This is a genomic window from Micromonospora alfalfae, assembly GCF_022230925.1.
Taxonomy (GTDB): Bacteria; Actinomycetota; Actinomycetes; order Mycobacteriales; family Micromonosporaceae; genus Micromonospora; species Micromonospora alfalfae.
Map to the genome: position 1 here is coordinate 65,092 of NZ_JAKKFH010000061.1, position 25,197 is coordinate 90,288.

The 25,197-nt window shown below is 72.6% G+C and carries 28 protein-coding genes; 8 read left to right on the forward strand and 20 right to left on the reverse strand.

Going from position 1 to position 25,197, the window contains the following annotated elements:
- Positions 1–28: 28 nt before the first annotated feature.
- From MED01_RS32430 to MED01_RS32455, 6 genes are all read right to left on the reverse strand, one after another.
- Positions 29–1,267 carry a beta-ketoacyl-[acyl-carrier-protein] synthase family protein gene (locus MED01_RS32430; protein ID WP_238672262.1) on the reverse strand — a complete coding sequence of 413 codons (1,239 nt, stop codon included), beginning with the start codon at positions 1,265–1,267 and terminating at the stop codon, positions 29–31.
- Positions 1,264–2,880, reverse strand: a complete 1,617-nt coding sequence (locus MED01_RS32435; RefSeq protein ID WP_238672263.1) for a class I adenylate-forming enzyme family protein — start codon at positions 2,878–2,880, stop codon at positions 1,264–1,266. Before MED01_RS32435 ends, MED01_RS32430 begins: the two co-directional genes overlap by 4 nt.
- Positions 2,877–3,314, reverse strand: a complete 438-nt coding sequence (locus tag MED01_RS32440) for a beta-ketoacyl synthase chain length factor (protein WP_238672264.1) — start codon at positions 3,312–3,314, stop codon at positions 2,877–2,879. Before MED01_RS32440 ends, MED01_RS32435 begins: the two co-directional genes overlap by 4 nt.
- A 173-nt stretch (positions 3,315–3,487) precedes the next feature.
- Positions 3,488–4,591 carry a beta-ketoacyl synthase N-terminal-like domain-containing protein gene (locus tag MED01_RS32445; protein ID WP_238672265.1) on the reverse strand — a complete coding sequence of 368 codons (1,104 nt, stop codon included), beginning with the start codon at positions 4,589–4,591 and terminating at the stop codon, positions 3,488–3,490.
- Entirely contained in the window at positions 4,584–4,829 is a 246-nt protein-coding gene (locus MED01_RS32450; RefSeq protein WP_210781760.1) for an acyl carrier protein, read from the reverse strand. Before MED01_RS32450 ends, MED01_RS32445 begins: the two co-directional genes overlap by 8 nt.
- Positions 4,829–5,095, reverse strand: a complete 267-nt coding sequence (locus tag MED01_RS32455; protein ID WP_238672266.1) for an acyl carrier protein — start codon at positions 5,093–5,095, stop codon at positions 4,829–4,831. The genes MED01_RS32450 and MED01_RS32455 overlap by 1 nt, the downstream gene beginning before the upstream one ends.
- A 15-nt stretch (positions 5,096–5,110) precedes the next feature.
- On the opposite strand from MED01_RS32455, the gene MED01_RS32460 reads away from it, so the two are divergent.
- Complete coding sequence (locus MED01_RS32460) at positions 5,111–5,785, forward strand: 4'-phosphopantetheinyl transferase family protein (protein ID WP_238672267.1); 675 nt, start codon at positions 5,111–5,113, stop codon at positions 5,783–5,785.
- Here MED01_RS32460 and MED01_RS32465 read toward each other — a convergent pair.
- The 11 genes from MED01_RS32465 to MED01_RS32515 all read right to left on the reverse strand — a co-directional run bounded on the left by MED01_RS32465 (position 5,713) and on the right by MED01_RS32515 (position 16,576).
- Entirely contained in the window at positions 5,713–7,101 is a 1,389-nt protein-coding gene (locus tag MED01_RS32465; RefSeq protein WP_238672268.1) for a class I adenylate-forming enzyme family protein, read from the reverse strand. The genes MED01_RS32460 and MED01_RS32465 overlap by 73 nt on opposite strands.
- Before the next feature lie 286 nt (positions 7,102–7,387).
- Positions 7,388–8,215 carry a M55 family metallopeptidase gene (locus MED01_RS32470; protein ID WP_238672269.1) on the reverse strand — a complete coding sequence of 276 codons (828 nt, stop codon included), beginning with the start codon at positions 8,213–8,215 and terminating at the stop codon, positions 7,388–7,390.
- Between the two features lie 287 nt (positions 8,216–8,502).
- Entirely contained in the window at positions 8,503–8,820 is a 318-nt protein-coding gene (locus MED01_RS32475) for an antibiotic biosynthesis monooxygenase family protein (RefSeq protein ID WP_238672270.1), read from the reverse strand.
- Entirely contained in the window at positions 8,817–10,073 is a 1,257-nt protein-coding gene (locus tag MED01_RS32480) for a beta-ketoacyl synthase N-terminal-like domain-containing protein (protein ID WP_238672271.1), read from the reverse strand. The genes MED01_RS32475 and MED01_RS32480 overlap by 4 nt, the downstream gene beginning before the upstream one ends.
- 22 nt (positions 10,074–10,095) lie before the next feature.
- On the reverse strand, positions 10,096–11,370 hold the full coding sequence (locus tag MED01_RS32485; RefSeq protein WP_238672272.1) for a beta-ketoacyl-[acyl-carrier-protein] synthase family protein: 1,275 nt from the start codon (positions 11,368–11,370) through the stop codon (positions 10,096–10,098).
- Entirely contained in the window at positions 11,367–11,771 is a 405-nt protein-coding gene (locus MED01_RS32490; RefSeq protein ID WP_238672273.1) for a cupin domain-containing protein, read from the reverse strand. Before MED01_RS32490 ends, MED01_RS32485 begins: the two co-directional genes overlap by 4 nt.
- A complete protein-coding gene (locus tag MED01_RS32495; protein WP_238672274.1) occupies positions 11,764–12,519 on the reverse strand; it encodes an SRPBCC family protein in 756 nt (251 codons plus the stop codon). The genes MED01_RS32490 and MED01_RS32495 overlap by 8 nt, the downstream gene beginning before the upstream one ends.
- Positions 12,516–13,946: an acetyl-CoA carboxylase biotin carboxylase subunit gene (locus MED01_RS32500; RefSeq protein WP_238672275.1), complete on the reverse strand. Its 1,431-nt coding sequence runs from the start codon at positions 13,944–13,946 to the stop codon at positions 12,516–12,518. Before MED01_RS32500 ends, MED01_RS32495 begins: the two co-directional genes overlap by 4 nt.
- Before the next feature lie 19 nt (positions 13,947–13,965).
- Positions 13,966–14,496, reverse strand: a complete 531-nt coding sequence (locus MED01_RS32505) for an acetyl-CoA carboxylase biotin carboxyl carrier protein (protein WP_238672276.1) — start codon at positions 14,494–14,496, stop codon at positions 13,966–13,968.
- Complete coding sequence (locus MED01_RS32510) at positions 14,493–16,241, reverse strand: acetyl-CoA carboxylase carboxyltransferase subunit alpha (RefSeq protein ID WP_238672277.1); 1,749 nt, start codon at positions 16,239–16,241, stop codon at positions 14,493–14,495. The genes MED01_RS32505 and MED01_RS32510 overlap by 4 nt, the downstream gene beginning before the upstream one ends.
- Positions 16,238–16,576 carry a TcmI family type II polyketide cyclase gene (locus tag MED01_RS32515; RefSeq protein WP_238672278.1) on the reverse strand — a complete coding sequence of 113 codons (339 nt, stop codon included), beginning with the start codon at positions 16,574–16,576 and terminating at the stop codon, positions 16,238–16,240. The genes MED01_RS32510 and MED01_RS32515 overlap by 4 nt, the downstream gene beginning before the upstream one ends.
- Before the next feature lie 425 nt (positions 16,577–17,001).
- On the opposite strand from MED01_RS32515, the gene MED01_RS32520 reads away from it, so the two are divergent.
- The 4 genes from MED01_RS32520 (at position 17,002) to MED01_RS32535 (ending at position 21,080) form a co-directional block, all read left to right on the forward strand.
- A complete protein-coding gene (locus tag MED01_RS32520) occupies positions 17,002–17,799 on the forward strand; it encodes an AfsR/SARP family transcriptional regulator (protein ID WP_238672279.1) in 798 nt (265 codons plus the stop codon).
- 130 nt (positions 17,800–17,929) lie between these two features.
- Complete coding sequence (locus MED01_RS32525) at positions 17,930–18,340, forward strand: TcmI family type II polyketide cyclase (protein WP_238672280.1); 411 nt, start codon at positions 17,930–17,932, stop codon at positions 18,338–18,340.
- A gap of 1 nt (position 18,341) precedes the next feature.
- Positions 18,342–19,691 (forward strand): FAD-dependent oxidoreductase, encoded by a 1,350-nt coding sequence (locus MED01_RS32530; protein ID WP_238672281.1) that lies wholly within the window; start codon positions 18,342–18,344, stop codon positions 19,689–19,691.
- Positions 19,692–20,036: 345 nt separating this feature from the next.
- Positions 20,037–21,080, forward strand: a complete 1,044-nt coding sequence (locus MED01_RS32535; RefSeq protein ID WP_238672282.1) for a helix-hairpin-helix domain-containing protein — start codon at positions 20,037–20,039, stop codon at positions 21,078–21,080.
- 219 nt (positions 21,081–21,299) lie between these two features.
- On the opposite strand, the gene MED01_RS32540 is transcribed toward MED01_RS32535, so the two are convergent.
- Both MED01_RS32540 and MED01_RS32545 read right to left on the reverse strand, forming a co-directional pair.
- Entirely contained in the window at positions 21,300–22,016 is a 717-nt protein-coding gene (locus MED01_RS32540; protein ID WP_238672283.1) for an isocitrate lyase/PEP mutase family protein, read from the reverse strand.
- Between the two features lie 38 nt (positions 22,017–22,054).
- Positions 22,055–22,810, reverse strand: a complete 756-nt coding sequence (locus MED01_RS32545) for an SDR family oxidoreductase (RefSeq protein WP_238672284.1) — start codon at positions 22,808–22,810, stop codon at positions 22,055–22,057.
- Positions 22,811–22,899: 89 nt separating this feature from the next.
- Between MED01_RS32545 and MED01_RS32550 the strand changes: the two genes are divergently transcribed.
- Positions 22,900–23,490 (forward strand): TetR/AcrR family transcriptional regulator, encoded by a 591-nt coding sequence (locus MED01_RS32550; RefSeq protein WP_238672285.1) that lies wholly within the window; start codon positions 22,900–22,902, stop codon positions 23,488–23,490.
- Positions 23,491–23,512: 22 nt separating this feature from the next.
- On the opposite strand, the gene MED01_RS32555 is transcribed toward MED01_RS32550, so the two are convergent.
- Positions 23,513–23,947 (reverse strand): GNAT family N-acetyltransferase, encoded by a 435-nt coding sequence (locus tag MED01_RS32555; protein ID WP_274526600.1) that lies wholly within the window; start codon positions 23,945–23,947, stop codon positions 23,513–23,515.
- On the opposite strand from MED01_RS32555, the gene MED01_RS32560 reads away from it, so the two are divergent.
- Both MED01_RS32560 and MED01_RS32565 read left to right on the forward strand, forming a co-directional pair.
- Positions 23,946–24,641 carry a DUF1223 domain-containing protein gene (locus MED01_RS32560; protein WP_238672287.1) on the forward strand — a complete coding sequence of 232 codons (696 nt, stop codon included), beginning with the start codon at positions 23,946–23,948 and terminating at the stop codon, positions 24,639–24,641. The two genes, MED01_RS32555 and MED01_RS32560, sit on opposite strands and share 2 nt — an antisense overlap.
- A gap of 40 nt (positions 24,642–24,681) precedes the next feature.
- On the forward strand, positions 24,682–25,080 hold the full coding sequence (locus tag MED01_RS32565) for an MmcQ/YjbR family DNA-binding protein (RefSeq protein WP_238672288.1): 399 nt from the start codon (positions 24,682–24,684) through the stop codon (positions 25,078–25,080).
- Positions 25,081–25,197 lie beyond the last annotated feature (117 nt).

Sequence of the window (25,197 nt, forward strand, 5' to 3'; positions counted from 1 at the left end):
GCACACCCCGCCCGGGATGCCGCCTCGATCACCCCCTCGGCTCGGCGACGCGCGCCAGCAGCAGGCTCACGTTCTGGCCGCCGAACCCGAACGAGTTGGTCACCGCGTACTCCAGGTCGGCGGTGCGGGGCGTGCCACGAATGTGGTCCGCCGGGCAGGCCGGATCCGGATCGTCGAGGTGGTACGTCGGCGGCAGCAGCCCTCGACCGAGCGCCAACGCGGTGGCCGCCGCCTCCAGCACCCCGGACGCGCCGAGCAGGTGACCGGTGAGCGCCTTGGTGGAGCTGACCGGCACACCGCCGACGCCGAAGACGTCGGCCAGGGCGGTGGTCTCCGCGATGTCACCCAGCTTCGTGCCGGTGCCGTGTGCGTTGACGTAACCGACCGCCGCCGCCGGCACACCGGCGCTGCGCAGCGCCCGGCGGATGCACGCCGCAGCGCCGGCGCCGTCCGGGCGGGGGGCGGTCGGGTGGTACGCGTCAGTCGTCGCGCCGTGGCCGGCCACCTCGGCGTACCCGGCGACGCCGCGCGCCGCGGCGTGCTCGGCGCGCTCCAGCACCAGCAGGGCGGCACCCTCGGACAGGACGAAGCCGCTGCGGGAGGTGTCGAACGGCCGACTCGCCCGGCCCGGGTCGGTGCCGGCGCGCGCCAACGCCCGCGCGTTGCCGAAGGTGTCGGCGAAGGTCGGGAAGAGCGGCGCCTCGCTGGCCCCGCAGAGCACCACGTCGACCTCGCCGGTGGCGATGAGCCGCACCCCGTCGGCGACTGCCTGGGCGCCGGAGGCGCAGGCGGTGCCGACCGACGAGCTGTAGCCCCGGATGCCGTGCGCGATGGCGATCCGCGCCGCCGGCATGTTCGGCAGGATCCCGGTGAGCAGGTACGGGCTGACCGCCGCCCGACCCCGGGCCGCCCGGGCCAGCACCTGCGACTCCAGGGTGGCCATTCCGCCGACCCCACCGACGATCACACCGATCCGGTCGGGGTCGACGTCGCGGCCCACCTCGATGCCGGCGTCGGTGAGAGCGTCGGCGGCGGCGAGCAGGGCGAGGACGACGATCCGGTCCAGCACCCGGGTCTCCGGCCCGGACGCGACGGTGCGTGGGTCGATGTCGGGCAGCAGGCCGGCGACGTCCAGCGACGTGCTCGCCGGGTGCCCCTCGGGCGGGCGGGTCAGCCCGGACCGGCCGGTGGTCAGCGCGTCGAAGGTTTCCTCGACGCCCCGCCCGACCGGTGTGAACAGACCCATCCCCGTGATCAACGCGGTCACGAGCTGGCCTCGGTGAGGTAGCGCTCGCGTAGGACCACCTTGCGGACCTTTCCGGTCACGGTGACCGGGATGTCGGCGGAGCGCACCGGCACGACCCGGCGCAGCGTGGCGCCGACGTCCGGGCCGAGGGCGGCCCGGACCCGCTCGGTGCGGTCCTCGGCCGCGTCGGCGCCGGCGGCCAACTCCAGCAGCACGTCGGTGACGACCGCGCCGGCCTCGGCGACGATCACCACAGTGCAGTCGGTGACGTCCGGACAGGCGGCGAGGATGCGCTCCTCGGACAACGCCGTGTAGAAGCGCCGCCCGTCGCCGGCGTCGACCGAGTCCACCGCCCGGTCCAGGTGGTAGTAGCGGCCCTCGGCGTCGGCGCGGACCAGGTCACCGGTGAGGTACCAGCCACGCTGGCGGAAGCGGTAGGTGGTGACCGAGTCGTTCCAGTAGCCCCGGAACAGCGACGGCGAGTCGATGCCCAGGAAACCCACCTCGCCTACCGGCACCGGCTCCCCGTCGGCGTCGAGCACCGCGACGGTGGCGAACCGGTACGGGCGGCCGATGCAGCGGCCGTACCGGTCGGTGTCGGCGCGGTGGGTGATGTGGAACATCGAGTGCCCCATCTCGCTGGAGCCCAGCCCGTCGATGAAGACCGAGCCGGGCACCTTCGCCACCCCGTCGCGGGTGATGGTGTCGCGCCAACCGACAGCGACCAGGCGGCGGATGTGCGGCTCGTGCGAGGCGTCGCCGGTGTTGAACCACAGCCGCACCGAGTCCAGGTCGTACCCGGACAGGTCGAAGCGGGCAAGCTCCGCCCAGGTGACCGAGAAACCGAACACCCCGTCGGGGCGCCAGCGTTGGATGGCGTCCAGCACCTGCTCGCCGCCCTGCTCGGAGAGCAGGAACATCTGCGCGCGGTTGCCCAGCGCCTGGTTGACCATCAGCACAGTGGCGGTGTGCGGTGCGGGTAGCGCGTTGAGGATCCGGGTGGTGCCCTGCGCCTGCGGCATGGTGAGCAGGTGTCGGGTGGCCGCGAAGAGGCTGGCGTGCGAGTGCAGCACCGCCTTGGGCACCCCGGTCGTCCCGGAGGTGTGGGTGATCACGATCGGGTCGTCCGGGTGGTGCCGGTAGTGCGCCGGGGCCGTGGCCGGGTCACCCGCGCCGGCCTGCGCGGGAGTGCCGAGCAGCGGTACGCCCAGGTCGTGCCCGGCCAGCAGCGCGGTGTGCTCGTCGTCGGCCAGCACAGCGACGCCGCGCAGGCGTCGGATGTACTCGGCGGCGATCTCCGGGCGGAGTTTGCCGTTCATCAGCGCCGGGATCGCGCCGAGCCGAGCCAGCGCCAGGAAGCTGAGCACCATGTCGGCGGCGGCGGAGGCCCAGACGGCGACCGGATCGCGGGGGCGTACCCCCTGTTCGTGCAGCCAGGCGGCGCGGGCGGCGACCCGCTCGTCGAGCCGCCCCAGCGTCAGCGGCGTCTCGGCGGGGTGCCCGTCGACGGCGGTGTCGAAGGTCAGTCCGGGCCCGTCCGGGTCGGCGCCGTGCGCCAGGACCCGGGCCAGGACGTTGCCCGCACCCAGCTCGGTGTCGGCGGCCAGTGCGCCGCGCAGTCCCCGTTTCCTCATTGTCCTGCTCCTCCCCCCAGCAGCACCGCGACCGCCTCGGTCGGCCCGTCGGGTGCCTGTTCGATCAGGATCAGCAACACCTCGTCGGCGTCGCCGTCGTCGCACAGCAGGTCGGCCTCGGCGACACCGTCGGTGTACGGGTCGCCGGTCGGGCTGAGGCAGACCACCGGGCCGTGCAGGTCCCAGCGGGCCGCGAGGTGCCCGGCGACGCTGTTGGGCACGGACTGGAAGAAGAACAGCGGGCCGACCCGCCCGCCGGCCTCGACGGTGGCCCGTACGTGCTGGGCGCTGGCGAGATCACCGCTGGCGCTGACCAGCACGATCCCCGTCCGCACCCCGGCCGGTACTCCCGCCGACCCGTACCCCCGCCGCAGACACCGCTCGGCGACGGCCACCAGCACCGGTGCGAAGTCCGAGTGCACGAACCCCGGCACCCCCGCCGCCGCGCCCGCGACGTCCCCACCCTCAGGCCAGCAAGCCCGAGCCCTGACCCCCGCCCCGACCCCCGCCGTGACCCCCGTCGATCTTGCAGTTTCGGTCGTCGTTTCGGGTGCTTGGTCGGAATCGTCGGGGCAGAAAGTGCAAGATCGCGGGGACTCGGGGGCGGTCATTCGCGGCCGACCAGGAGAGCGGTGTTGGCGCCGCCAAAGGCGGCGTTGAGGGTCAGGGCGTGGGTGGCTTCCGTCTTGTGGGGACGGTCCTTGACCACGTTCACGGGGCAGGACTCGTCGGGGGCGAGCCAGCCGGCGTTGACAGGCAGTTCACCGTGGCGCAGCGCGAGCGCGGTGACCACCAGTTCGAGTAACCCGGACGCCTCCAGCGCGTGCCCGTGCACCGACTTCGTGGAGCTGACCGGGACCCGGTCGGCATGCCCACCGAGGGCCCGACGCAGGGCGGCCGCCTCGGCGGCGTCGCTCTGCGCGGTTCCGGTGGCGTTGGCGTTGACGTAGCCGACGGACTGCGGTGCCAGCCCGGCCCGGTGCAGCGCGCCGCCGACAGCGCGGGCCAGTCCGCTGCCACCGGGCTCCGGCTGGCAGGGATGGAACGCGTCGCCGGCCCGCCCCCAACCGACAACTGTGGCCACCGGATCGACACCGCGTCGTCGGCCGGTGCTCGACTCCAGCACCACCGCGGCCACGCCGTCACCCAGCAGCAACCCCCGGCGGCCGGCGCTGAACGGGCGGACCGCCCCGTCGACAGCGAGGGCGCGACCGGCGTCGAAGAGCGCGAACTGGTCCGACTCCACCAGGTAGCCGGCAGCGACCACCACCCGCTCGACGTCACCACGGGTGATCCGGGCGGCGGCATCGGCCACCGCCGTGCTCGCCGACACGCAGGCGCTGGTGTAGACCCGGGTGTGACCCGAGAGTCCACATCGGGCGGCGAGCTGTCCGGCGAGCACGGCCGGCGCCGGGCCCGGGGCCGGGCCGCCGTGCACGGCGAGCAGCAGGGCGCACCCGGTGCGCTGCGCGCGGTCCAGGCCGGCCGCCCGGCAGGCCGCGTCGATAGCGGCGGCCAACTCGTCGGGGAGGGTGGCGACCTCGGGCAGTGTGGCCGCCACTGTGACCCGGCGGGCGGCGGTGTCGAATCGGCTCACCGCTGCGAACGCCGGCACCCCGGCCAGCACACCGTCGAGCTGCGCGTCGGCGCCCCGCCCCAGGGCGCTGACCGCGTGCACACCGGTGAGCTGGGCGACGCGCGCCTCAACCATCTGCGGAGGCGGTCAGCGACGCCCGGAACACCACCAGGGCGTCGTCGACGGTGCGGATGCCGGCCAGTTCGTCGTCGGTGAGGTCGAGCCGGCACTCGTAGCGCTGCTCGACGAGGTGCACCAGCCAGGCAAGCTCCATCGAGCCGATCCGGTCGGACACCTCGGCAGCCGGTTTCGCGGTGAGTTCGGCGAGCATGGTCATCAGGTCAGCTCGCCCCAGATCGGGCTGACCGCTCATCAGGCGTTGTCGCTCGTCGCCTCGGTGACGCGATTGGCGACCATTGTGGTGAACTCGCCGACAGTCATCAGGGCCAGCTGCTCCGACTCGTCGTCGGCGAACGTCAGGCCGTACCGGTCCTCGACCCGGACGGACAGATCGGCCAGGGCGAGTGACTCCAGGTCGACGCCGGACGGGCCGAGCGTGGTGTCGTCGTCGAGCCCCTCGACGTCGTAGTTCATGTCGGCGAGCTGCTCGACGACGAAGGCGCGGACCTCGGCTCTCATGGATACCCTCTCTAGGTGGGTCAGCTGACGGTGTCCGGTCGGGACACCGTCTACGTGTGGGTCGGCCAGGACACCGGCGGTCAGCCGGACCCGTCCGCTGAGCTGGTGCGGCGGGCGAGTGCCCTGCTGCTCGGTCGCGCGGACACCGCTGTGGTGCTGACGCACGACCGCGAAGGACGGCCGGTCGTCCGCGCCGACGAGGTCGAGGTGGCGGTCAGCGTCAGCCGCACCGCCGGGCTGGTGGTGGTCGCCGCCCGTCGGGCCGGCGCGGTCGGGGTGGACGTGGAGCGGATCCGCCCGCTGCCGGCGCTCGCGCTGGCCCGCCGCTGGTTCCCGCCCGCCGAGCTGGCCTGGTTGGGCGATCGGCCCGAGGCCGGCCGGACTGTGGACTTCCTGCGGCTGTGGACCGCCAAGGAGGCGGTCGGCAAGGCGTGCGGGCAGGGGTTGCGCGGCGGCGGGCTTCGCCGGTTGATGCCGCCGCCGGGGCTGCCGTTGCAGCCGGTGCCCGGCGCCGAGGTCCTGCGGGTCGGTCACCCGCGGCTGGGCCGGGGCCTCGTCCTGGCGATCGCCGCGCAGGCGAGCGCGCCTGTCGACGTCAAGGTGGTGCAGCGGCCCGGTCACGAGGCGGCCGCCGAGCGCAGCACGTCGGTCGAGCGGACCAGCTTGCCGGTGGTGGTACGGGGCAACTGATCGAGCAGGTGCAACGCCCGGGGCCGTTTGTAGCCGGCCAACCGCTCGGCGAGGAGCTTGTCCAGCGACTCCTCCGACAGTGGGCCGTCGGGTTGGACGTACGCGGTGATGCCGTCGTCCCAGACCACCACGGCGGCGGCCACCCCGGTCAGCTCGGCGACGGTGGCCTCCACCTCGGTCAGGTCGACCTTCATCCCGCCGACGGAGACCTGCGAGTCGAGTCGACCGCGCACCGTGACCAGGCCGGTGTCCTCATCGACGGTGCCGGCGTCGCGGGTGTGCAGCCAGCCGTCGGACCACCGGGTCGGGTCGCTCAGTCCGACGTACGGCGACGTCGGGCAGGACACCCACAGCTCACCGCCGGACTCGCGGACCTCGATCCCGGGCGCGGGTGCGATCGACGGTCGGTGCGCGCCGTACAGGTCGGTGCCGATCACCCCGACCTCGGTCATTCCGTACATGTTGCCCAGCGGCACCCCGTAGCGATCGGTGAACGCCCGGGCGACGGCGGCCGGCACCAGCTCGCCACCGGTGGTCATCCGCCGCAGCTGCGGCAGTGGACCAGCCGGGCGGGTGGAGGCGAGCAGTCCGATATGGAACGGCACACCAAGCACTGTGGCCGGTGTGGTGCCCGAGCTGATCGCGGCCAGCACCGCGTCGCCGCTGAGCCGCTGCGGCGGAACCAGCTCGACCCCGGCGTGCAGCCCGTAGAGCAGGCCACCGACCAGGCCGAGCACGTGCACCATCGAGGGCAGCAGTATGAGCCGCTCGCCAGGCAGCGCCACCCCGTCGATCAGGGTGTAGCGGTGCACCTCGGCGACCAGGTCGGCGGCGGTGCGGCCGATCACCTTGGACGGGCCGGTGGAGCCGGAGCTGAGCTGGATCACGGCGTGGCCGCTGACCGCCGGACGGTCGGCGTACCCTGTGACGCCCTCGGTGACGTCGACGAAAATCTTCAGCGCGCCGCCACCGGTCCGCACCGGAGCGACCACCACCTGCGGGGTCAACCGGACCAGCGCCCGGTCCACCTCGTGGTCGGTGAGCCGGTGGTCGAGCAGGATCGCCTGCCCCCCGGCGCGCCAGGTGGCCAGCAGGTTCACCACGTACGCCAGCGACGGTGGCAACCGCAGCGCCGCGGCGCCACCGGGGCGCAGTCCGGCAGCGGTCAACCGGTACTGCGCGGCGGCGACCAACCGGTGCAGGGTGGCCCGGTCGACGGGCTCGGGCAGACGGAGACAAACGTCGTTCGGGTGGCCGGCGAAAAGGACATCGTCCACCCAGCCGGGGTCGGTCGCCGTAGGATCTTCTGCCGTCACTGCCGTTCACCGCCCAGCATGAAAGAGGGCGAATCCGCCCATCACGTACGCTTGTCGGGGTGTTGCGGGGAACCATACGACGGCCGCAGGGCCATTGCTAGATGCGAATGGATGGATCAGAAGCAGCGGCCCGCCGGATTGCCGACAGCCCGTTCGGCGGACAGGATCGAGCGGGCGACTTGGCGGAGCGTCACCGAGACATGACCCCTCGTACAAGCGTCGCGCGGTACCAACCGGACGGCCGATGGCGTCGCGGTCACCGGCCGAGCCCGACGATTCCCGGGTGCTAGTTCGGTTTGATGCTGGCGAGTTGAACGAGCAGCTGAACCAGCCGGTACGCCTCGGCGACGTCGGCGGCGTGGAAGGCGACAGTCCGGCCGCCGCCGACGCGGGTCACACCGGGCACCAGAGTTGCGAGGTCGACCATGTACGGGCCGTACAGGTCGACCTCGACGTCCAACGGCCCGGCCATCTTCGCCGGGGGAATCGAGGCGCGCCGGGCGATCGCGTCGGCGGCGGCGCGGCGCAGCCGCTCCCGCGCTTCCTGTGGATGCAGGGCCACCGCGGCGGCCTGCCCCAGGGTCTGCTTGACGGCGACGGTGACTGCCGAGGGCACCAGCTCACTGAATTCCGTGCAGGCGGTGTCGTCTCCGCTGAGCAGGACGACGGGCGCGTCCAGGTGCCCCGCCATGGCAACGTTGAGGCCGATCTCGCCCAGCGACCGGCAGGCCACCCTTACGTCGAGGACGGCGTCACTTATCGTGTGGGCCAGCACGGCGGGCCCGGCACCAGCCCGAGCGTGATAGCCGACGAGCAGAACGGCATCCGTCTGCTCGTCCAGCCCCGCGAGCATGCCCAGCGGGCGGGGTTTGCCCCGCACCAGGTGAGCGCGCCGGTCGAGGTCCTCCGGCAGGATGTTCCGAAACGTGCCGTGCGCGTCGGCGACCCACACCACCGCGTCGGGTTCGGCATCGAGGACCCCGGCGATCACCGCGTTCGCCTCGGCCGTCATCAGCGCCCGGCCGCGCTCGTAGTCGTACCGATCCGGGTTCGTCTCGGCGGGATGCACGATCCCCGAGATGCCTTCCAGGTCCACCGAGATCAATACCTTCATGGCTCCAGGACCCTACGCGCTCCTGAAGGACACCGCCCGGGACGAAGCCAAGCCATCGGCCCACCCCACCCCACCCCACCCCACCGCGCCGATCTTGCAGTTCCGGTCGTTGCAATGCGTTGAATGCCCTCTATGTCGCGACAGTACGCGCAAGATCGCGGGGTGGAAGCCGGCCAGCCCCGTCCGATCATGGAGTTGTGGTGCCTGGGTCGTCCGCATAAGGAAACTTTGTCCCCCACCACAACTCCATGATCGACGGGGGCGGCGGGGCGGGGGCGGCGGGGCGGTCAGGGCAGGGCGGGGGTTTGGGCGTGGATGTGGAAGCGCAGCGAACGGGCGTCGGTGAAGCACTCCCGCATCGGGCGGACCAGGTCACGGTGTTCGGGGCTGCGTTCCCAGTCTTCGAAGTCGGCCAGGCTCGCCCACTCACTGGTGATCAACCACTGCTCCGGATCGGTCGACGACCGGCACACCTGGTCGACCAGGTGCCCCGGCACACCGTCGGCGACCAGGTGTCGCACCTTCTCGTACGCGGCGAGGAACTGCTCGGTGCGCGGCACCGGCACCCGCACCAGAAAGACCACCCGGGCTCGTTTGTCGCTCATGACGCCTCTCCCCTCATCGGCGCGGCCCCGCGCAGGACCAGCGCGCTGTTGAACCCGTCGAAGCCCCGCGCGCAGATCAGGGCGAGTCGGTTTCGCGGTTGGCGGTGCTCGCGCAGGAAGTCCAGCTCGCAGCCCTCGGCCACCTCGTCCGGTCCCGCCGACGCGGGCAACGTGTCGTGGGCGAAGGCGAGCAGCGCGGTGGCCACGTCCAACGCCGAGCCGCCCTGGTACGCCCGACCGGTCAGCGGTTTCTGCGTGGTCACCGGGGGCGGCCGGTCGGCGAACACGGCCCGCAACGCCTCGGCCTCGCTGCGGTCGTAGCGGGACACCCCGAGAGCGTCGGGCAGCACCACGTCGATTCCGGCGGCGGCGACGCCCGCCCGGTCCAGGGCCAACCGCATCGCCCGCGCGTACTGAACCGGGTCGCCGCTGCTCTGCTCCGTGGTGTGCGCGGCGTCGTGGGTGGAGCCCCACCCGCTCACCTCGCCGTAGACCCGGGCGCCCCGGGCCAGGGCGTGCCCCAACTCCTCCACCACGAACACCGCTCCGCCCTCGGCCGGCAGGTAGCCGCTGGCCGTGACGTCGAACGGCCGGTACGCCCGCTCCGGGTCGGCGACGTCACTGAGCAGTCCCGAGCGCAACTGGCAGGCGAGCGCGTACGGGCTCAACGGGCACTCGGTGGCCCCGGCGATCACGACGGGGGTGCCCCGGCGCACCGCGCGGGCGGCGTGCGCCAGGCTGTCCAGCCCGCCGGCCGACTCCGCGACCAGCACCCCGCTCGGGCCCTTGAACTGGTGGTGGATGGAGAGCTGCCCGACGCTGGCCGCGTAGAACCAGGCGATCGACTGGTACGCCCCGACCGTGCGCGACGTGCCGCCCCACAGCCGTTGCAGTTCCCGCTGACCGAACAGGTTGCCCCCGGACGAGCTGGCCAGGGTCACCGCGTAGCCGTACGGGTCGGGGGCCCGGTCGGGCAGGCCGGCGTCGGCCAGCGCCAGCCGGGTGGCGGCGAAGCCGAGGTGCGTCCACCTGTCGGTCTGCACCAACTGTCGACTGTCGGCGTAGGAGTCGGCGGTGAAGCCCGGCACCTCCCCACCGAAGCGGGTCGGATAGCCGGCCGGGTCGAACAACGTGATCGGCCCCGTCCGGCGGGTGCCGGCGAGGACGGTACGCCAGTGCGCGTCGGCGCCGATGCCGCTCGGCGCGACCACCCCGATGCCGGTCACCACGGCGCGAGCGACCTCGGCGCTCACGCCAGCACTCCGCTTCGCTCGCTCACGCCGCCACCGCGCCGACCATCCGACGGAACACCATCGCCGACTGGAAACCGCCGAACCCGCTGCCCACCGAGAGGGCCACGTCCACCGGGACCTCCCGCGCCTCATTGGGTACGTAATCCAGGTCGCACTCCGGGTCCCGGGTGCTCCAGTTCGCCGTCGGTGGCACCACACCGAACTCGATGGCCAGGGCGCACGCGGCCATCTCGATCGACCCGATCGCGCCGAGCGAGTGCCCGACCATCGACTTGATCGAGCTGACCGGTATCCGGTACGCGGCCTGGCCCAGCGCCCGCTTGAACGCGGCCGTCTCGTGCCGGTCGTTCTGCCGGGTGCCCGACCCGTGCGCGCTGATGTAGGAGACCTGCTCGGGCAGGATCCGGCCCTGCCGGAGCGCGTCGGTGACGGCGAGGCCCATCTCCAGCCCGTCCGGCCGCAGCCCGGTCATGTGGAAGCCGTTGCTGCGGCTGGCGTAGCCGGCCACCTCGCAGTAGATGTGCGCTCCCCGTCGCCGGGCGTGCCCGGCCTCCTCAAGCACCAGCACCGCCCCGCCCTCGGCCAGCACGAACCCGTGCCGGTCGGCGTCGAACGGGCGGGAGGCGTGCGCCGGGTCGTCGTTGTCCGGGCTGGTCGCCTTGATCGCGTCGAACGAGGCAACGGTGACCGGCGAAATCGGCGAGTCGGACGCGCCGGCCAGCATCACGTCCGCCTCACCGTCCACGATCATCTGGTGGGCGTACCCGATGGCGTCGATGCCCGAGGTGCAGCCGGTGGAGACCACCTGCGCCGGGCCGTGCAACCCGTGCCGGCAGGCCACGTCCGCCGCGAGGCTGCTGGGCACCAGAGCCTGATAGAGGTACGGGCCACCGCGCGCCCCGTCCACCAGCCACCGTCGGCCGTGCTCGCTGACTGTGACGTACTCCTGCTCCAACGCCATGGTGCCGCCCACCGCCGTGCCCAGCACCACCCCGGCCCGGTCCCGTTCCGCGTCGGTGAGCACCAACTGGGCGTCGGCCACCGCCTCGGCGGAACAGGCCAGCGCGAACTGCACGTACCGGTCGGCCCGGCGTCGCTCGGCCTCGCTGAGCCCCGCCGCGACCGGGTCGAAGTCGCACTCCGCCGCGATCTGCGACCGGAACGCCGACGGGTCGAAGAAACTGATCCGCCGGGTGGCGGTCCGCCCCTCGGTGATGGTCTTCCAGAAACGGTCCCGGCTGGCGCCACCCGGGGCGACCACCCCGATCCCGGTCACCACAGTGCGACGCCTGGTCATGATCCGCCCCGCTGTTCGACCAGTTCGGTGTCGACGTGCCCCAGCTCGGGCCGGGGGGCGAGCGGTCCCAGGTGGAAGACCACCTCGGCCGGTTCGACGCCGGTGTTGCACAGCCGGTGCCGCACGTTCACCGGTACGAACAGCCCCTCGCCGGCGGCCAGCAGCGTCGGCTGGTCGTCCAGGTCGACGGTGATCGCGCCCCGAACCAGGTACAGGAACTCCTCGCTGTACGGGTGGTAGTGCTCGGCGATCCGCTCCCCCGGATCGAGCGTGGCCACCCCGAGGAAGCCTGAGGTGCTGCCGACGGTGCGGGGGCCGAGCAGCACGCGCAGCTCACCGCCGCGCCGGCGGTCGGCTGGTACGTCCCGGGCAGCGATCGGGCGGGTGCTCAGGTCACTCATCGTCGGCCTCCGTCGGTGCGTCGCTGGCGGTCGGGCTGCCCTGGTCGGCGCGCTGCCAGGCGATCCGCTCCACCCGGTCCTTGATCACCGCGAGTTGGATCACGCTGTTGGTGTTGATCCGCTCGGTCATCGCGGCGTTGTCGACAGGCGCTGTCGGCTTCATCGCGAAGTCCTGCGTCCAGGTCATCCGGGTGCCACCGGCCTCCTCGGTGTAGCGCCAGTGGATGCGCATGTACTCGAACGGCCCGGTCTCCACCCGGTGCGCCCGGACCTGCCTGCTCACCGGGTCGGCGGTGCGCTCGCTGACCCAGCTCCAGGACACCCCGTTCTCGTCGGGGTACATGGTGAGGCGGAACCGGACCGTGTGCGCCTCGCGGTGCAGGATCTCCACCACGGCGTACTCGGTGAACAGCTCGGTCCAGTTGGCCACGTCGTTGGTGACCTCCCAGACCAGCCCCAGCGGCGCGTCGATGACCACGCTGTTCTCGGTGTGCCCGGGCGGGTCGGCGCGGCGGGCGACCAGGTCGGCCACCGCCGGGATGCTCAACTGTCCGGCCTGCTCGGGGATGGCCACCTGCCAGCGGTCGGCGACGACCGCCGACAGTTCCAGCAGGGCGAGCGAGTCCATGCCCAGTTCCTCGAGCGACGCGGCGGGCGCCCGGGCCGCGGCGTCGGCGTCCAGCCCGCAGTGTGCCACCAGGATGTCGGTGATCTCGGCGGTCATCGGGCGACCATGGGTGACGGTCATCGGGTCCTCCTGTGGGTTGCGTCGGGATCTGCGGCGGGCGCGGTGCGCGGTGCGGGGGCGGCCGTCGGCCCCGGCGCGGGCGCGGCGAGCAGACGGTCGACCAGGCCGGTGGTGTAGCGGCCCTTGCGGAATGCGGCGTCGTCGAGCACCCGCCGGACGAACGGGATCGTGGTGTGCACGCCCGGACCGGCGATGTCGAACTCGTCCAGGGCACGTTCCAACCGGTTGAGGGCCAACTCCCGGTCGGGCGCCCAGACGATCACCTTGGCGAGCAGCGAGTCGTACCAGGGGCCGACCAGGTAACCGGCGCTGGCGTGGGTGTCCACCCGGGTGAACGGGCCGCCGGGTGGGGTGAACCGCTCCAACCGGCCGGGGGTGGGGGCGAAGCCGCGCCCGGGGTCCTCGGTGTTGACCCGGCACTCCACGGCGACGCCGTGCAGGCGGACCTCCTCCTGCCGCCACCGCAGCGGTACGCCGGCGGCGATGTGCAGTTGCTCGTGCACCAGGTCGATCCCGGTGACCATCTCGGTGACGGGATGCTCCACCTGGATCCGACAGTTGATCTCCAGGAAGTGGAACTTCTCCTCGGCGTCGACAAGGAACTCCAGCGTGCCGGCACCGACGAAACCGACCTGGAGCGCACCCCGCAGGGCGGTCTCGGCGATGGTGTCGAGAACGGCGGCGGGCAGCGCCGGCGCGGGCGCCTCCTCGACCAGCTTCTGGTGCCGGCGCTGCACCGAGCAGTCCCGGGTGCCCAGGTGCACCCCGTTGCCGTGGGCGTCACAGAGCACCTGCACCTCGACGTGTCGCGCCTCGGTGAGGTAACGCTCGACGTACACCCGGTCGTCGCCGAAGGCGGCCTGCGCGGCGGCCCGGGTACGGGTGTACGCCCGGCGCAGCTCGCCCGGTGTGTGCACCACTGTCATCCCCCGGCCCCCGCCGCCGGCGGCGGCCTTCACGATCACCGGGTAGCCGACGGCGTCGGCCACCTCGGCCGCCGCGGCGGCGGTCGGCACGGGCGCGACACTGCCCGGCGACAGCGGCAGGCCGGCGCGGCTCATCAGTGCCCGGGCCGAGGACTTGTCGGCCAGCGCGGCCATCACCGCCGGTGGCGGACCGATGAACGTCAGCCCGTTGTCGGCGCAGATCTCGGCGAAGTCGGCGTCCTCGGAGAGGAAGCCGTAGCCTGGGTGGACGGCCTGCGCCCCCACCTGCCGGGCGGCCTCCACGATGGCGGCGGCGTTGAGGTAGCTGCGCCGACTCGACGCCGGTCCGATCCGGACGGCCTGGTCGGCGAGGCGGACCGCCGCCGAGTCGGCGTCGGCGGCGGAGTAGACCACCGCCGTTCGCACGCCGAGCTCCTTGCAGGCGCGCAGCACCCGCAGTGCGATCTCGCCGCGGTTGGCGATGAGCACGGTCTCGAACATGGTCAACCTCCCCGCGCCGTCATGCCGGGTCCAGTTCGACGAGCGGCTGGTCGTACTCGACCGACTGGCCGTCCTCGACGAGGATCGCGGCCACCCGGCCGGCCCGGTCGGCGGTCACCTCGTTCATCAGCTTCATCGCCTCGACGATCGCTACCGGCTGGCCGGGGCGGACCAGGTCGCCCACCGCGACGAACGGCCGCGCGCCGGGCTCCGGCGCCCGGTAGAAGGTGCCGACGATCGGTGCCCGCACCGCGGCGCGCCCGGGCCCCGGCGGCCGCAGCACAGCAGGTGGGGCACCGGGCACCGGCCCGGCCGTCGGTGCCGCCTCGGCCCGGGGCAGCGGTACGTCCGGGCGGGTCGCGTCGTCGGGGTGCCACTCGACCTCCAGCACGGCCGGTCCGCTGCGCAGCCGGATCCGGCGCACCGGTCCGGCCAGCTCGGCGATCAGGTGCTGCGCCTGCCGGCGTAGCCCGGCCAGCGCCTCCTCGCCGTCCACCCCGACGTCGTCTGACGCGTCGACTGTCGACAGCGCCCGGTCACCGGCGGTCATCGCAGGCCCGCCCGAGCGCCGACGCGGTTCGCGCCGAACCGTCGGAAGCGTTGCCGGCGCAGGCGGACCAGCATGGCCGGCGGCACGTCCAGCAGCGGCAGGAGGTTGGCCAGCAGAGCGGCGCGCAACCGGTGGGCGGTTTCCGCCGGGTCGTCGTGCGCGGCACTCGACGGCTCCGGCACGACCTCGTCGACCACCCCGAGCCGGCGCAGGTCGGGCGCGGTCAGTCGCAGGGCGCGGGCGGCCTGCGGCGCCGCGGACCGGTCCGGCCAGAGGATCGCCGCACACCCCTCGGGGCTGATCACCGAGTAGACGGCGTTCTCCAGCATCAGCACCCGGTCGGCCACCGCCAGCGCCAACGCGCCGCCGCTGCCGCCCTCGCCGGTGATCACCGCGAGCACGGGCGTGGGCAGCACGGTGAGGGTGAGGATGTTCTCGGCGATGGCCGCCGCCTGGCCATGCTCCTCGGCGCTCACCCCGGGGTCGGCGCCGGGGGTGTCCACCAGGGTGACCACGGGCAGGCCGAGGCGTGCCGCGAGGCGCATGAGCCGCAGCGCCTTGCGGTGCCCGGCCGGGCTGGCCATGCCGAAGTTGCGGGCGACCAACTCGGCTGTGGTGTGCCCTTTCTGGTGACCGATGACCATCACGTGCCGGCCGGCCAACCGGGCCACCCCACCCACGATGGCCGGGCAGTCCGCGCCGAGCCGATCGCCGTGCAGCTCCACGAACCCGTCGAAGACCGAGTCCAGGTAGTCCAGTGTGGTGGGCCGCCCCGGGTGCCGGGCCATCCGGACGGTGTCCCACGCGTCGCGTACCGCCGGGGTGCCGGCGTCTTTCTCGGCCGCCGGGTCCGGCGGCTGCGGCACCACCGCGCCGTCGTCGGCGAGGCGCTCGCGGTGCGACGCCGGCTCCTGCCGGGGTACGGCCGGACGCGCCGGACGGCCGGCGCGGGTCGCGGCGAGCAGCGCCGTCAGCCGTCCGCGCAGCGACCGGCGCTGCACCACCATGTCGACCTGCCCGTGTTCGAGCAGGAAGTCGGCGGTCTGGAAGCCCTCCGGCAGGGCCCGCCCGGTGATCTGGCGGATCACCCGAGGGCCGGCGAAGCCCATCCGCGCGCCACTCTCGGCGAGCACCACATCGGTGTTGGTGGCGAACGAGGCGGCCACCCCACCGTAGGTCGGGTCGGTGAGGACGCTCACGGTGAGCAGTCCCGCCTCGCGCAACGCGGCGATGGCCTGACTGACGGTCGCCATCTGCATCAACGACAGCGCGCCCTCCTGCATCCGCGCCCCGCCGGAGGCGGTGATCAGGACGAGCGGCGTCCGGTCGTCCAGCGCCCGTTCGGCCGCCCGGGTGATCAGCTCACCCACCGCGCAGCCCAGGCTGCCCCCGAGGAAGCGGAAGTCCATCACCGCCAGGGCCACCGGGTGCCCACCGATGGTGGCCGTGGCGCAGACGACCCCCTCGGCAAGACCCGTGCTGGCCCGCGCGCCGGTGAGCCGGTGCGGGTACGGCAGCGCGTCGACGAAGTCGAGCGGGTCCGCCTCCGGCAGCCGGTCGGGCAGCAGGCGCAGCGAACCAGGGTCCACCAGTTGGCGCAGGCGTTCCGGCGCGCCGAGTCGGGCATGTTCCCCGCACTCCGGGCAGACGTCGAGGTTGCGGCGCAGCCGTTTGCGGTAGAGCAGGCTGGCGCAGCCGGCGCAGCGGGACCAGAGCTGCTCTTGGCGCGGCGCGGTGGCCGTCACGACCGCCGCCCGGCGTCCGGGGCGTCGAACCGGTAGAAGCACCGCGCCATGGCGTCGCGCGGCGAGCGCCAGGTCGACAGGTACGGCGACACGTACGGGCGTAGACGGTCACTGACCCGGATGAACTCGGGGTGGTCACGAGCGGCCTCCACCGCGCCCTCCGCCGGCTGCGCGGTCTCGAGCAGGTGCACATAGAGGTCGTGCAGTCGGTACAGCGAGCGGTGCCGGACACCGACCAGGCGCGGCAGCTCCGTCGCGTCCGACTCGGCGAAGATCTCGGCGACCCGCTCCTCGGCGGTCGGATCCACCTTCGCGATGATCAGCGAACGGTCCATATTGGGCCTCCCCCCACAGCGTCCGGCCGGCGACGGGTGGCCCCCGGACGCGCTGGACGACTGCCGACACGATGCGCCGATCCTCGTCACGGCGGCGTCACCGCGCCGGGTCGTCCAGCGACGGAGGGTGGTGACGCTGCGTTGACGCAACCTGTGTATCAGCTATGTGCCGAACGCGCTCAACGCGCCAACATTTATGCAGTTCAGAACCGATCTCGGGTTGACTGTCGCCAATTGGAGGGTCGCGCTGGCGTTGACGCAACGTGACCGTTATTGATAATCTTCAGCGTGGTCAGCCCAGCGGCCTCGGCGGGCGGGGCCGCGCCCGGCCACGCCGCGATCGGCGGGGTCGACAGTGGCGTCGAGGGCAACCGATCCGGAACACAGCAGACAGTCGGGACGAGCGTTCCGCAGGGGGTGCCGCCGTGGCCGCTGATCCGTCCGTGCCGACCGCCGGAGACCCGCCCGAGGAGGGCGTCTCGCTGCACCTGCTCGGAGGTTTCCGACTCCTCCGCGAGGCGGTGCCGGTGGTGGTGCCGCGCGGGCTGCAACGGGTGATCGCGCTGATCGGGCTCCGCCCCGGCGCCACCCGCAGCCAGCTCGCCGGGCTGCTCTGGCCCGACGCGTCGGAGGAACGGGCGCTGTCCTCCCTGCGTACCGCCCTGTGGCGGCTGCGACAGGACCCGTGCTGCCCGATGACAGTGGCCAGCGACACCGTACGCCTCGGCCCGGCGGTTCGGCTCGACGTGGACGACCTGGTCGGCACCGCGGCCCGGGTCCGGGACGGCGACGACCCACGCACCGCGGCCGGGGCGCTCGCCGCCGGGCGGCACGACCTCCTCCCCGGCTGGTACGACGACTGGGTGCTGCTGGACCGGGAACGCCTGCGCCAACTCCGCCTGCACATGCTGGAGCAGGTGGCCGGGCACCACCTGGCCGCGGGACGGCACGGCGAGGCCCTCGAAGCAGCGTTGGAGGCGATGGCCGCCGAGCCGTTACGGGAGACACCACACCGACTGGTGGTCCGCATCCACCTGGCCGAGGGCAACGCCTTCGAAGCCGTGCACGCGTTCTACGTCTACCGGGACCTGTTGCGCCGGGAGCTGCGGCTGGAGCCGAGCCCCGCCATGAGCGCCCTGCTCGACGACACCCTCGCCCCGATCCGCCAGGCCAGCCGCGAGGCCATCGCCGACCGCCCGTCACCCGCCGCCCGGCGTACGTGACGGCGGTGCCCGTCACCGTCCGGTCGGCGTACGTGACGGTGATGTGACAGGCACTGCGGCACGGTGGGCGCACAGAGCACGTGGCACCGGCCCCCGAGGGGCTGGGCAGGCCACCGGCGGAAGGGGTCCCATGAGTCGTCTACTGATCGTCAGCCGGATCATCCCGGGAGCGGAGGGGCGGGTCGCGCAGATATTCGCCGAGTCCGACGCCACCGAACTGCCCAGCCTGACCGGTGTCACGCACCGATCCCTGTACTGCCTGCACGACCTGTGCGTACACCTGCTGGAGACCTCGGACGACGTCGACCCGGACGCGCTCGCGGCGGCCCGCAACCACCCACTCTTCCGACAGGTCAACGAGCGGCTCTCCGCGCACACGTCGCCGTACCTGCCGACCTGGCGTTCCCCCCGGGACGCGATCGCCGGCTGCTTCTACCGGTGGGACGCGGCCGAGGCGCCCGCCGCGCGCCCGGCCGGCACCGAGGCGCCCGCTCCGCGCCCGGCCGTTACCGAGGCGCCCGCCGCGCACCCGGCCGGCTGACATGTCCGCCGCGCCGCCGCACGTCCTGATCATCGGCGCGGGCACGGGCGGGCTGTGCCTGGCGCACGGCCTGCGCCGTGCCGGGATCAGCGTCGCCGTCTACGAACGGCACCGCGACCGCGCCGAAGGGCTGCTCGGCTACCGGGTCGGCATCGGCCCCACCGGTAGCCGGGCGCTGCGGGAGTGTCTGCCCCCGGAGCTGTTCGCCACCTTCCTGGCCACCTGCGCCCGGCCGCCGCACTACTTCAACGTCGTCACCCAGGGGCTCCGCCAGACCGCGTCGTTCGCACTGCGGCCGAACGCCGACCCGGTACACACCGAACACTCGGTGGCCCGGATGGTGTTGCGGCAGGTCCTGCTGACCGGTCTGGAGGACGCGGTGCACTTCGACAAGACCTTCACCCGGTACGAGCAGCGCGACGACGGCACTGTCACAGCGCACTTCGCCGACGGCACCAGCGCCACCGGCAACCTGCTGGTGGCTGCCGACGGCACCCACTCCGCCGTACGTCGCCAGTACCTGCCGCACGCCGTCACCCGTGACGCCGGGACGATCAACATCGCCACCCGGATCCCGCTGACCCCGCACACCAGCGGTCTCATTCCGGAGCGGGTCCAGCAGGGCATCTCACTGATCTTCGGCGTCGGCGGGATGATGGGCGTGCTGCACGTCATGGAGTTCAAGTGGGACGCCGAACGCAGGATCAAGCCCGGTGTCAGCGAGCCCGACGCGGCAGTGCTCCGGGACTGGCCCGGCCTGGCCCACGACACCACCACCGACAACATCAACCTGATCATCTGGAGTGCGGCAAACCGGTTCCCGACCGACATCATGGAACGCCGCGGTGAGGACCTGGTGCAGGTCGCTCTGGACCTCACTGCGAACTGGCACCCGCACCTACGAGAACTGCTGACCCACGCGGACCCGGCCAGCGCCCTACCGATCAAAGTGTCCACGTCCGAGCCGGTGCCGCCCTGGAAGAGCAGCACCGTCACCATGCTCGGCGACGCCATCCACACCATGACCCCCGGTCGGGGCGTGGGCGCGAACACCGCGCTGCGCGATGCCCGCCTGCTCTGCGCACAGCTCAGCCGCGCCACTGCCGGCGACAAGACGCTGCTCCAGGCGGTCGCCGACTACGAGGCCGTGATGGCGCCGTACGGCTTCGCCCGGGTCGCCGAATCGTTGAACCGCAGCGGCACCAGCGGCGACGACCGGATGTACCGGCCGGTGGTGGGTCGGCTCGCGTTGCTCGGCGCGCGCGGCTACTTCGGAGTGACCAGCCGGGTACCACGGCTCCGTCGCCGGTTCGTCGACGACTTCCACACCTATGAGGGCGATCGGGACTGAACCCCACATCGCCCGACCCGGGCTCGGCGTTCCGCGCCGGGCCCGGGTCGCATCATGTCCGGCACCCTCACGCCCCGGCCGGTCCCGCCGAAGTCCGTTCCATGCCCGGTCTCGGTCTCGTCGCGTCCGGGCCCTGCCGGGTCCCGGTCTTTCCGGTCCTCGTCTCGACGGGTCGGGTTCTGGTGCAATTGAGCGACGCTGTGTCACCCGGTGGGCACCGGCTGAGGTGGCCGGCCCATTCGCAACGCTGTCGGCCGATCCTCTCTCTCGCCGGCAATACGCGTGTGCGAAGCTGCGGCGAGTTTTTCTCGTGACTTTTCCAACGAGCTGAGAGGGAGGTTCGCCGTGGCGTGGTCTTTCGGACACTCGCTGATACTGGTACTGGCACTGTTGCTGGGCCTGGCCGCCGGGTGGCTGCTGCGCGGCCGGCGGGGCGTACAGGGCAATTCGATTGTGGATGGTGACCCCGTCGCCGGCCTGGCCGTCATCGAATCGCCCACGCCGGCTGCCACCACCGACGAGGTCCGGCCCGCGGCCGCCGTCGACCCGGCACCCACCGCGGTCGCCGACGAGCCGGTGCCTGTCGACACGGTCAGCGCGCCAGCCGCGGTGACCGGGCCGGACGGTTCCACGCCGGTGCCCGTGCCGGCGGACGCCCCGAGCACGGTCGACCCGGCGGACATGGCGCTGACCGAGGACCCGCCGCCGGTACCGGTGACCGAGCAGTCCGACGCTGAGGAGCTGCGGCAGGAAGCGGCCCCCGAGCCGGTCATGGTCGACGAGCAGCCTGCCCCGGCGGCCGTGGTCGCTCCCCGCCAGCCCGCGGACGACCTCCCGACCGCCGATGACGCGCCGGTCGCGGCCACCACCGCCGACAGCACGCCGGCCTCCGTCGGCGCGGCCGACGATGCGGAGACCAAGGCCACGACGGCCGAGCCGGCGCAGGCCGACTCCGTGTACGCCGAGCCGGCGCAGGCCGACTCCGTGCACACCGAGCCGGCGCAGGCCGGGTCCGCAGTCGACGCTGCGGAGGCCGAGCGGTCGGCGGTGGCCACGCCTCCGGTCCGGCCGGTCAGCACCGCGACCCCTCCGGTCCGATCGGCCGCCGACGCGACGATCAGCAGCGTCGACGCCGACCCGACGGGCCCGGCCGACGACTTCCGCCGGATTCAGGGAATCGGGCCGAAGATGGCGGCCGCGTTGCAGGACGCTGGCGTGCGTACGTACGGTCAGCTCGGCGAGTTGGACGAGCCGGCGCTGCGCGACCTGATCCGGGCCGCCGGCCTGCGCGCCGCACCTGGGCTGGCCAGCTGGCCGCAGCAGGCGCGCGTGCTCGCCGGCGCCGGCGAGGAGATGGCGGCGGTGCTGCCGAACGGCAACCAGGCCTGACCGCCTGCAACCGAGCCCCCGGCTGCCGTCATCACGACGGTGCGCCGGGGGCTCGGCCGTTGCTGCCGAGAATCCCCGACGCCACCCCGGTGATCGACTCGGCATTCAGGAAACCGCGCCATCCATCCAACCCGGACACCCCGACTTGCAGGAACCCGAGTCGATCACCCCAGGCCGAGCGGCTGCGCCGCAGCGCTGACGCGTGAGTGACGGGCAGCCTCAGGCGCGCAGCTCGGCCGCGAGGTCGCCGATCGACGCCATCGCGTACCGCTGCATTCCTGGACCGAAGGTGATGCGTGTCGCGCCGTGGCGGCCCAGCTCGGCCACGGACTCCCGGTCCGGTCCGGCGGCCATGTTGATCGGCCCGGAGATGCCCTCCCGCAGCTGCGGAAGCACCTTCAGCGGCGCCAGGATCGGGTAGACGCAGTCGGCGCCGGCAGCCACGTAGCGGCGGGCCCGTTCCACCGCGTCGGCCGGATCACCCGTCCCGACCAGGAACGTGTCGACCCGGGCGTTGATGAAGAGCGCGTCGCCCGCCTCCGCCCGCACCTCGGCCAGCCAGTCCGCGTGCCGCTGCGGGTCCTTCAGAGTGGCGTGCCCCTCCGAGTCTTCCAGGTTGCAGCCGACCACGCCGGCCTCCACCAGCCGCCCGACCAGCTCGCGAGGGGCGAGGCCGTAACCGCCCTCGACGTCCGCGGACACCGGAACGGAGACAGCGCGGACGATGCGCGCGACCGCCGCGAACATCTCGTCCGGCGGGGTCGCGCCGTCCTCGTAGCCGAGCGAGGCGGCGACACCCGCGCTCGGGGTCGCGAGCGCCGGGTAACCGGCGTCGGCCAGCACCCGGGCGCTGGCCGCGTCCCAAGGGCCCGGCAGGACGAGCGGGTCACCGGCGGCACGGTCGTGGTGCAGGGCACGGAAGGTGGCGGCTGTCATCGTTGGTGTCTCCCGACGGGGCTGCGGAGGGGCGGGGCTCAGGCGGTGTATCCCCCGTTGGAGTCAAGCACGGCACCGGTGATGTACGAGGCCGCGGGGCTGGCCAGGAACGCGATGGCCGTGGCGGTCTCGGCGGGCTCGCTGACCCGTTGGATCGCGAGGCTGGACACCATGCCCTTGAGCATCTCCGGGGACGGCGGCTCCATCCCGGTCAGCATCAGCCCAGCCTGCACCATGTTCACGGTGATGCCGCGCGGTGCCAGGTCACGGGCGACGCCCCGGGTGTAGCCGACCAGTCCGGCCTTGGTCGCGGCGTAGTCGGCGAGACCGGGCACCCCGACACGGGTTCCGATTCCCGAACCGATGTTGACGATCCGGCCGTTGTCGCGCAGCACCTTCGCCGCGGCGCGGATGATCGCGATGACGCCTGTGTAGTTGGTGGCGTGCATGCGGTCCAGGATTGCCACGTCGACGTCCGGGTCGTCGACAGTCCTGCCCTGCTCCAGGGAGATCGCGGCGTTGTTGACCAGGATGTCCAGGCCGCCGAACTGAGTGACGACGTCGTTGATCAGCTGCGGGGCGCGGGAGCTGTCCGCCTGGTCGTTCTGCAGGGCGAGGGCGCGTACCCCCCGACCCTCCACCTCCTTCACTACCGCGGCGGCCTTGTCGGCCGAGCCGACGTAGGTGATGGCGACGTCCGCGCCGGCGTCGGCCAGAGCGCGGGCCGTGGCCGCGCCGAGACCGCGGGAACCGCCGGTGACGAGGGCGACCTTGCCCGCAAGAGGCTGTGCCATGGGTTGATCCTCCAGTGACCTAGTTATTGACTGCTCGGTCCATCATAGGTTTGGTGGACCGTACGGTCAATAATTGCTACGCTTGTCACATGGCGAGGCCACGGCAGTTCGACGAGGAGCAGGTGATCCGCGCGGTCCGGGACCAGTTCTGGGACGCCGGCTACGCGGCGACCTCACTGGAAGACCTGGTGCGCGTCAGCGGGCTGGGCAAGGGCAGCCTCTACGGCGCCTTCGGCGACAAGCACCGGCTGTTCCTGCGGGCGCTGCGGGAATACACCGACACCAGCGGCGGCTACCTGCGCGAGATGCTCACCTCCGCTCCCCGCGCCCTGGACGCGCTGCGCGCGTTCGTCATGGCGCCGGTGAACGACCCGGGTGGTGCTGCCGCCCGGCGCGGCTGCCTCATGGCCAACAGCACGTACGAACTCGCCACCAGCGACCCCGACGTCCTCGCCGAGGCGCGGCGCACCTACGAGGCGACGACCGCAGTGGTCGCCGAGAGCGTCGGACGGGCCCAGGACGAGGGCGACCTGCCGCGCGACGTCGACCCGGTCGAGACGGCGCGGGCGCTGCTCGCCGCACAGCAGGGCCTGGTGTTCATGGGGCGCACGGGGCTGGACATCGACACCCTGACCGCCACGGCCCGCACCCTCGCCGCCAAGCTCCTACCGGACGCCTGACACCACCCGCCCGTGAGCGCGATTATTTGATCTTGCGGGTGGACCTGACCACGACGCTCTCGTACTCCGGGTGCTTGACCACCCAGTCGGCGATGAACGGGCAGATCGGCACGACCGTCCGACCCTTGCTCCGCGCGTCGTCCAGCACGGCCCGCGCCAGCGTCGACCCCACGCCCTTGCCCTCGTACGCCGGATCGACCTCGGTGTGGGTGTAGGCGATGATCGAGCCGGTGAGCTGGTAGGTGACGAACCCGGCGACCGCGCCGGCCTCGTCGCGCGCCTCGAAACGCTCCCGCGCCGGCGCGTCTGTCACTGTGAACTGCACCCGACCATCCAACCACCCGGCCGGCGGCGCTCGCCGCAAGGCCGGCAGGGGACGCGACCCACGCGCATTGTCTCGGGCGGAACGGGAAACGCAACGCCGCCGGGCACGCAGTGGGAGGAGACACGCCACCATGACGAATCCATCGACGGACGGCGGCTTCGCCGTCGTCGAGATGTTCACGTCCCAGGGCTGCAACAGTTGCCCTCCCGCCGAGGAGTTGCTGAGCGAGATCGAGCGCGACGCACGAGCTCGGGGCCAGAACGTCTTCGCCCTCGGGTTCCACGTCGACTACTGGGACGACCTGGGCTGGCCCGACCAGTTCGCGGACGCGGCGTACACCGCGCGCCAGGAGGCGTACGCCCGCGCGTTCGGTACCAGAGGTCTGTACACCCCGCAGATGGTCGTCAACGGCACCGTCGAGTTCGTCGGTTCCGATCGCCGCCGGGCGGCCTCCGCGATCATGTCCGCCATAGCCTCGGCCACCGCCACACCACTGGCGCTCTCCATCGGCAACCTGGGCAATGACCGGGTGATGGTGGAGTACCGGACCGAACAGCCGCCGGAGCGCGCGGTGTTGCACGTGGCGGTCGTGGAACGGGACCTGACCAGCGACATCGCCCGGGGGGAGAACGCCGGGCGGACGCTGCGGCAGGACAACGTCGTACGCGCCTTCAGGTCGGTGGGCCTGGACGCCGAGCGGGGGCAGGTGGAGCTGGCGACACCACCCGGTCTCGATCCACGGAGCGCCAGTGTTGTCGGTTATGTCCAGGAGAACGGCGAACGGGCGATCGTCGGCGCCACGGCCATCGAACTGTCCACCGCGTAACCTCAGCGCATGCTCATGGTGCGCGGTGCGAGGGGGTTCGGTGGCTGACGCGGACGACGTACGCCGGGTGGCGCTGGCCCTGCCACACACTGTGGAGATCGCCAGTGCCGGCTTCGACTTCCGGGTGGCCGACAAGGGCTTCGTCTGGTCCTATCCGGAGCGGACGCCGGGCAAGCCTCGGGTGATCCGGCTCGACATCGCTGTGCTGTTCGTCGGCGACGAGGCGGAGAAGCAGGCTCTCCTGCTCGGGGAACCCGAGATCTTCTTCACCACGCCCGGCTACCAGGGCCTGCCCCTGGTGCTGGTGCGCCTGGCGGCGGTCGACCTGGACCGGTTGACCGAGCTGGTCACCGACGCGTGGCGGATGCGCGTGCCGGACGCGCTGTTGGGCGACAGCGAGGGCGAAGTGCTGGGCGACCATGCGGGCGTCGGCAAATAGCGACATCAGCACGCAACGGGTTGGACACATTGACGGGGATCTCGGTACTCCATTACCGTGGCCGAGAGAGCGCTCTCTCACCTGACCTTCCCCCCAATTCAGACGCAAAGCGCTGGA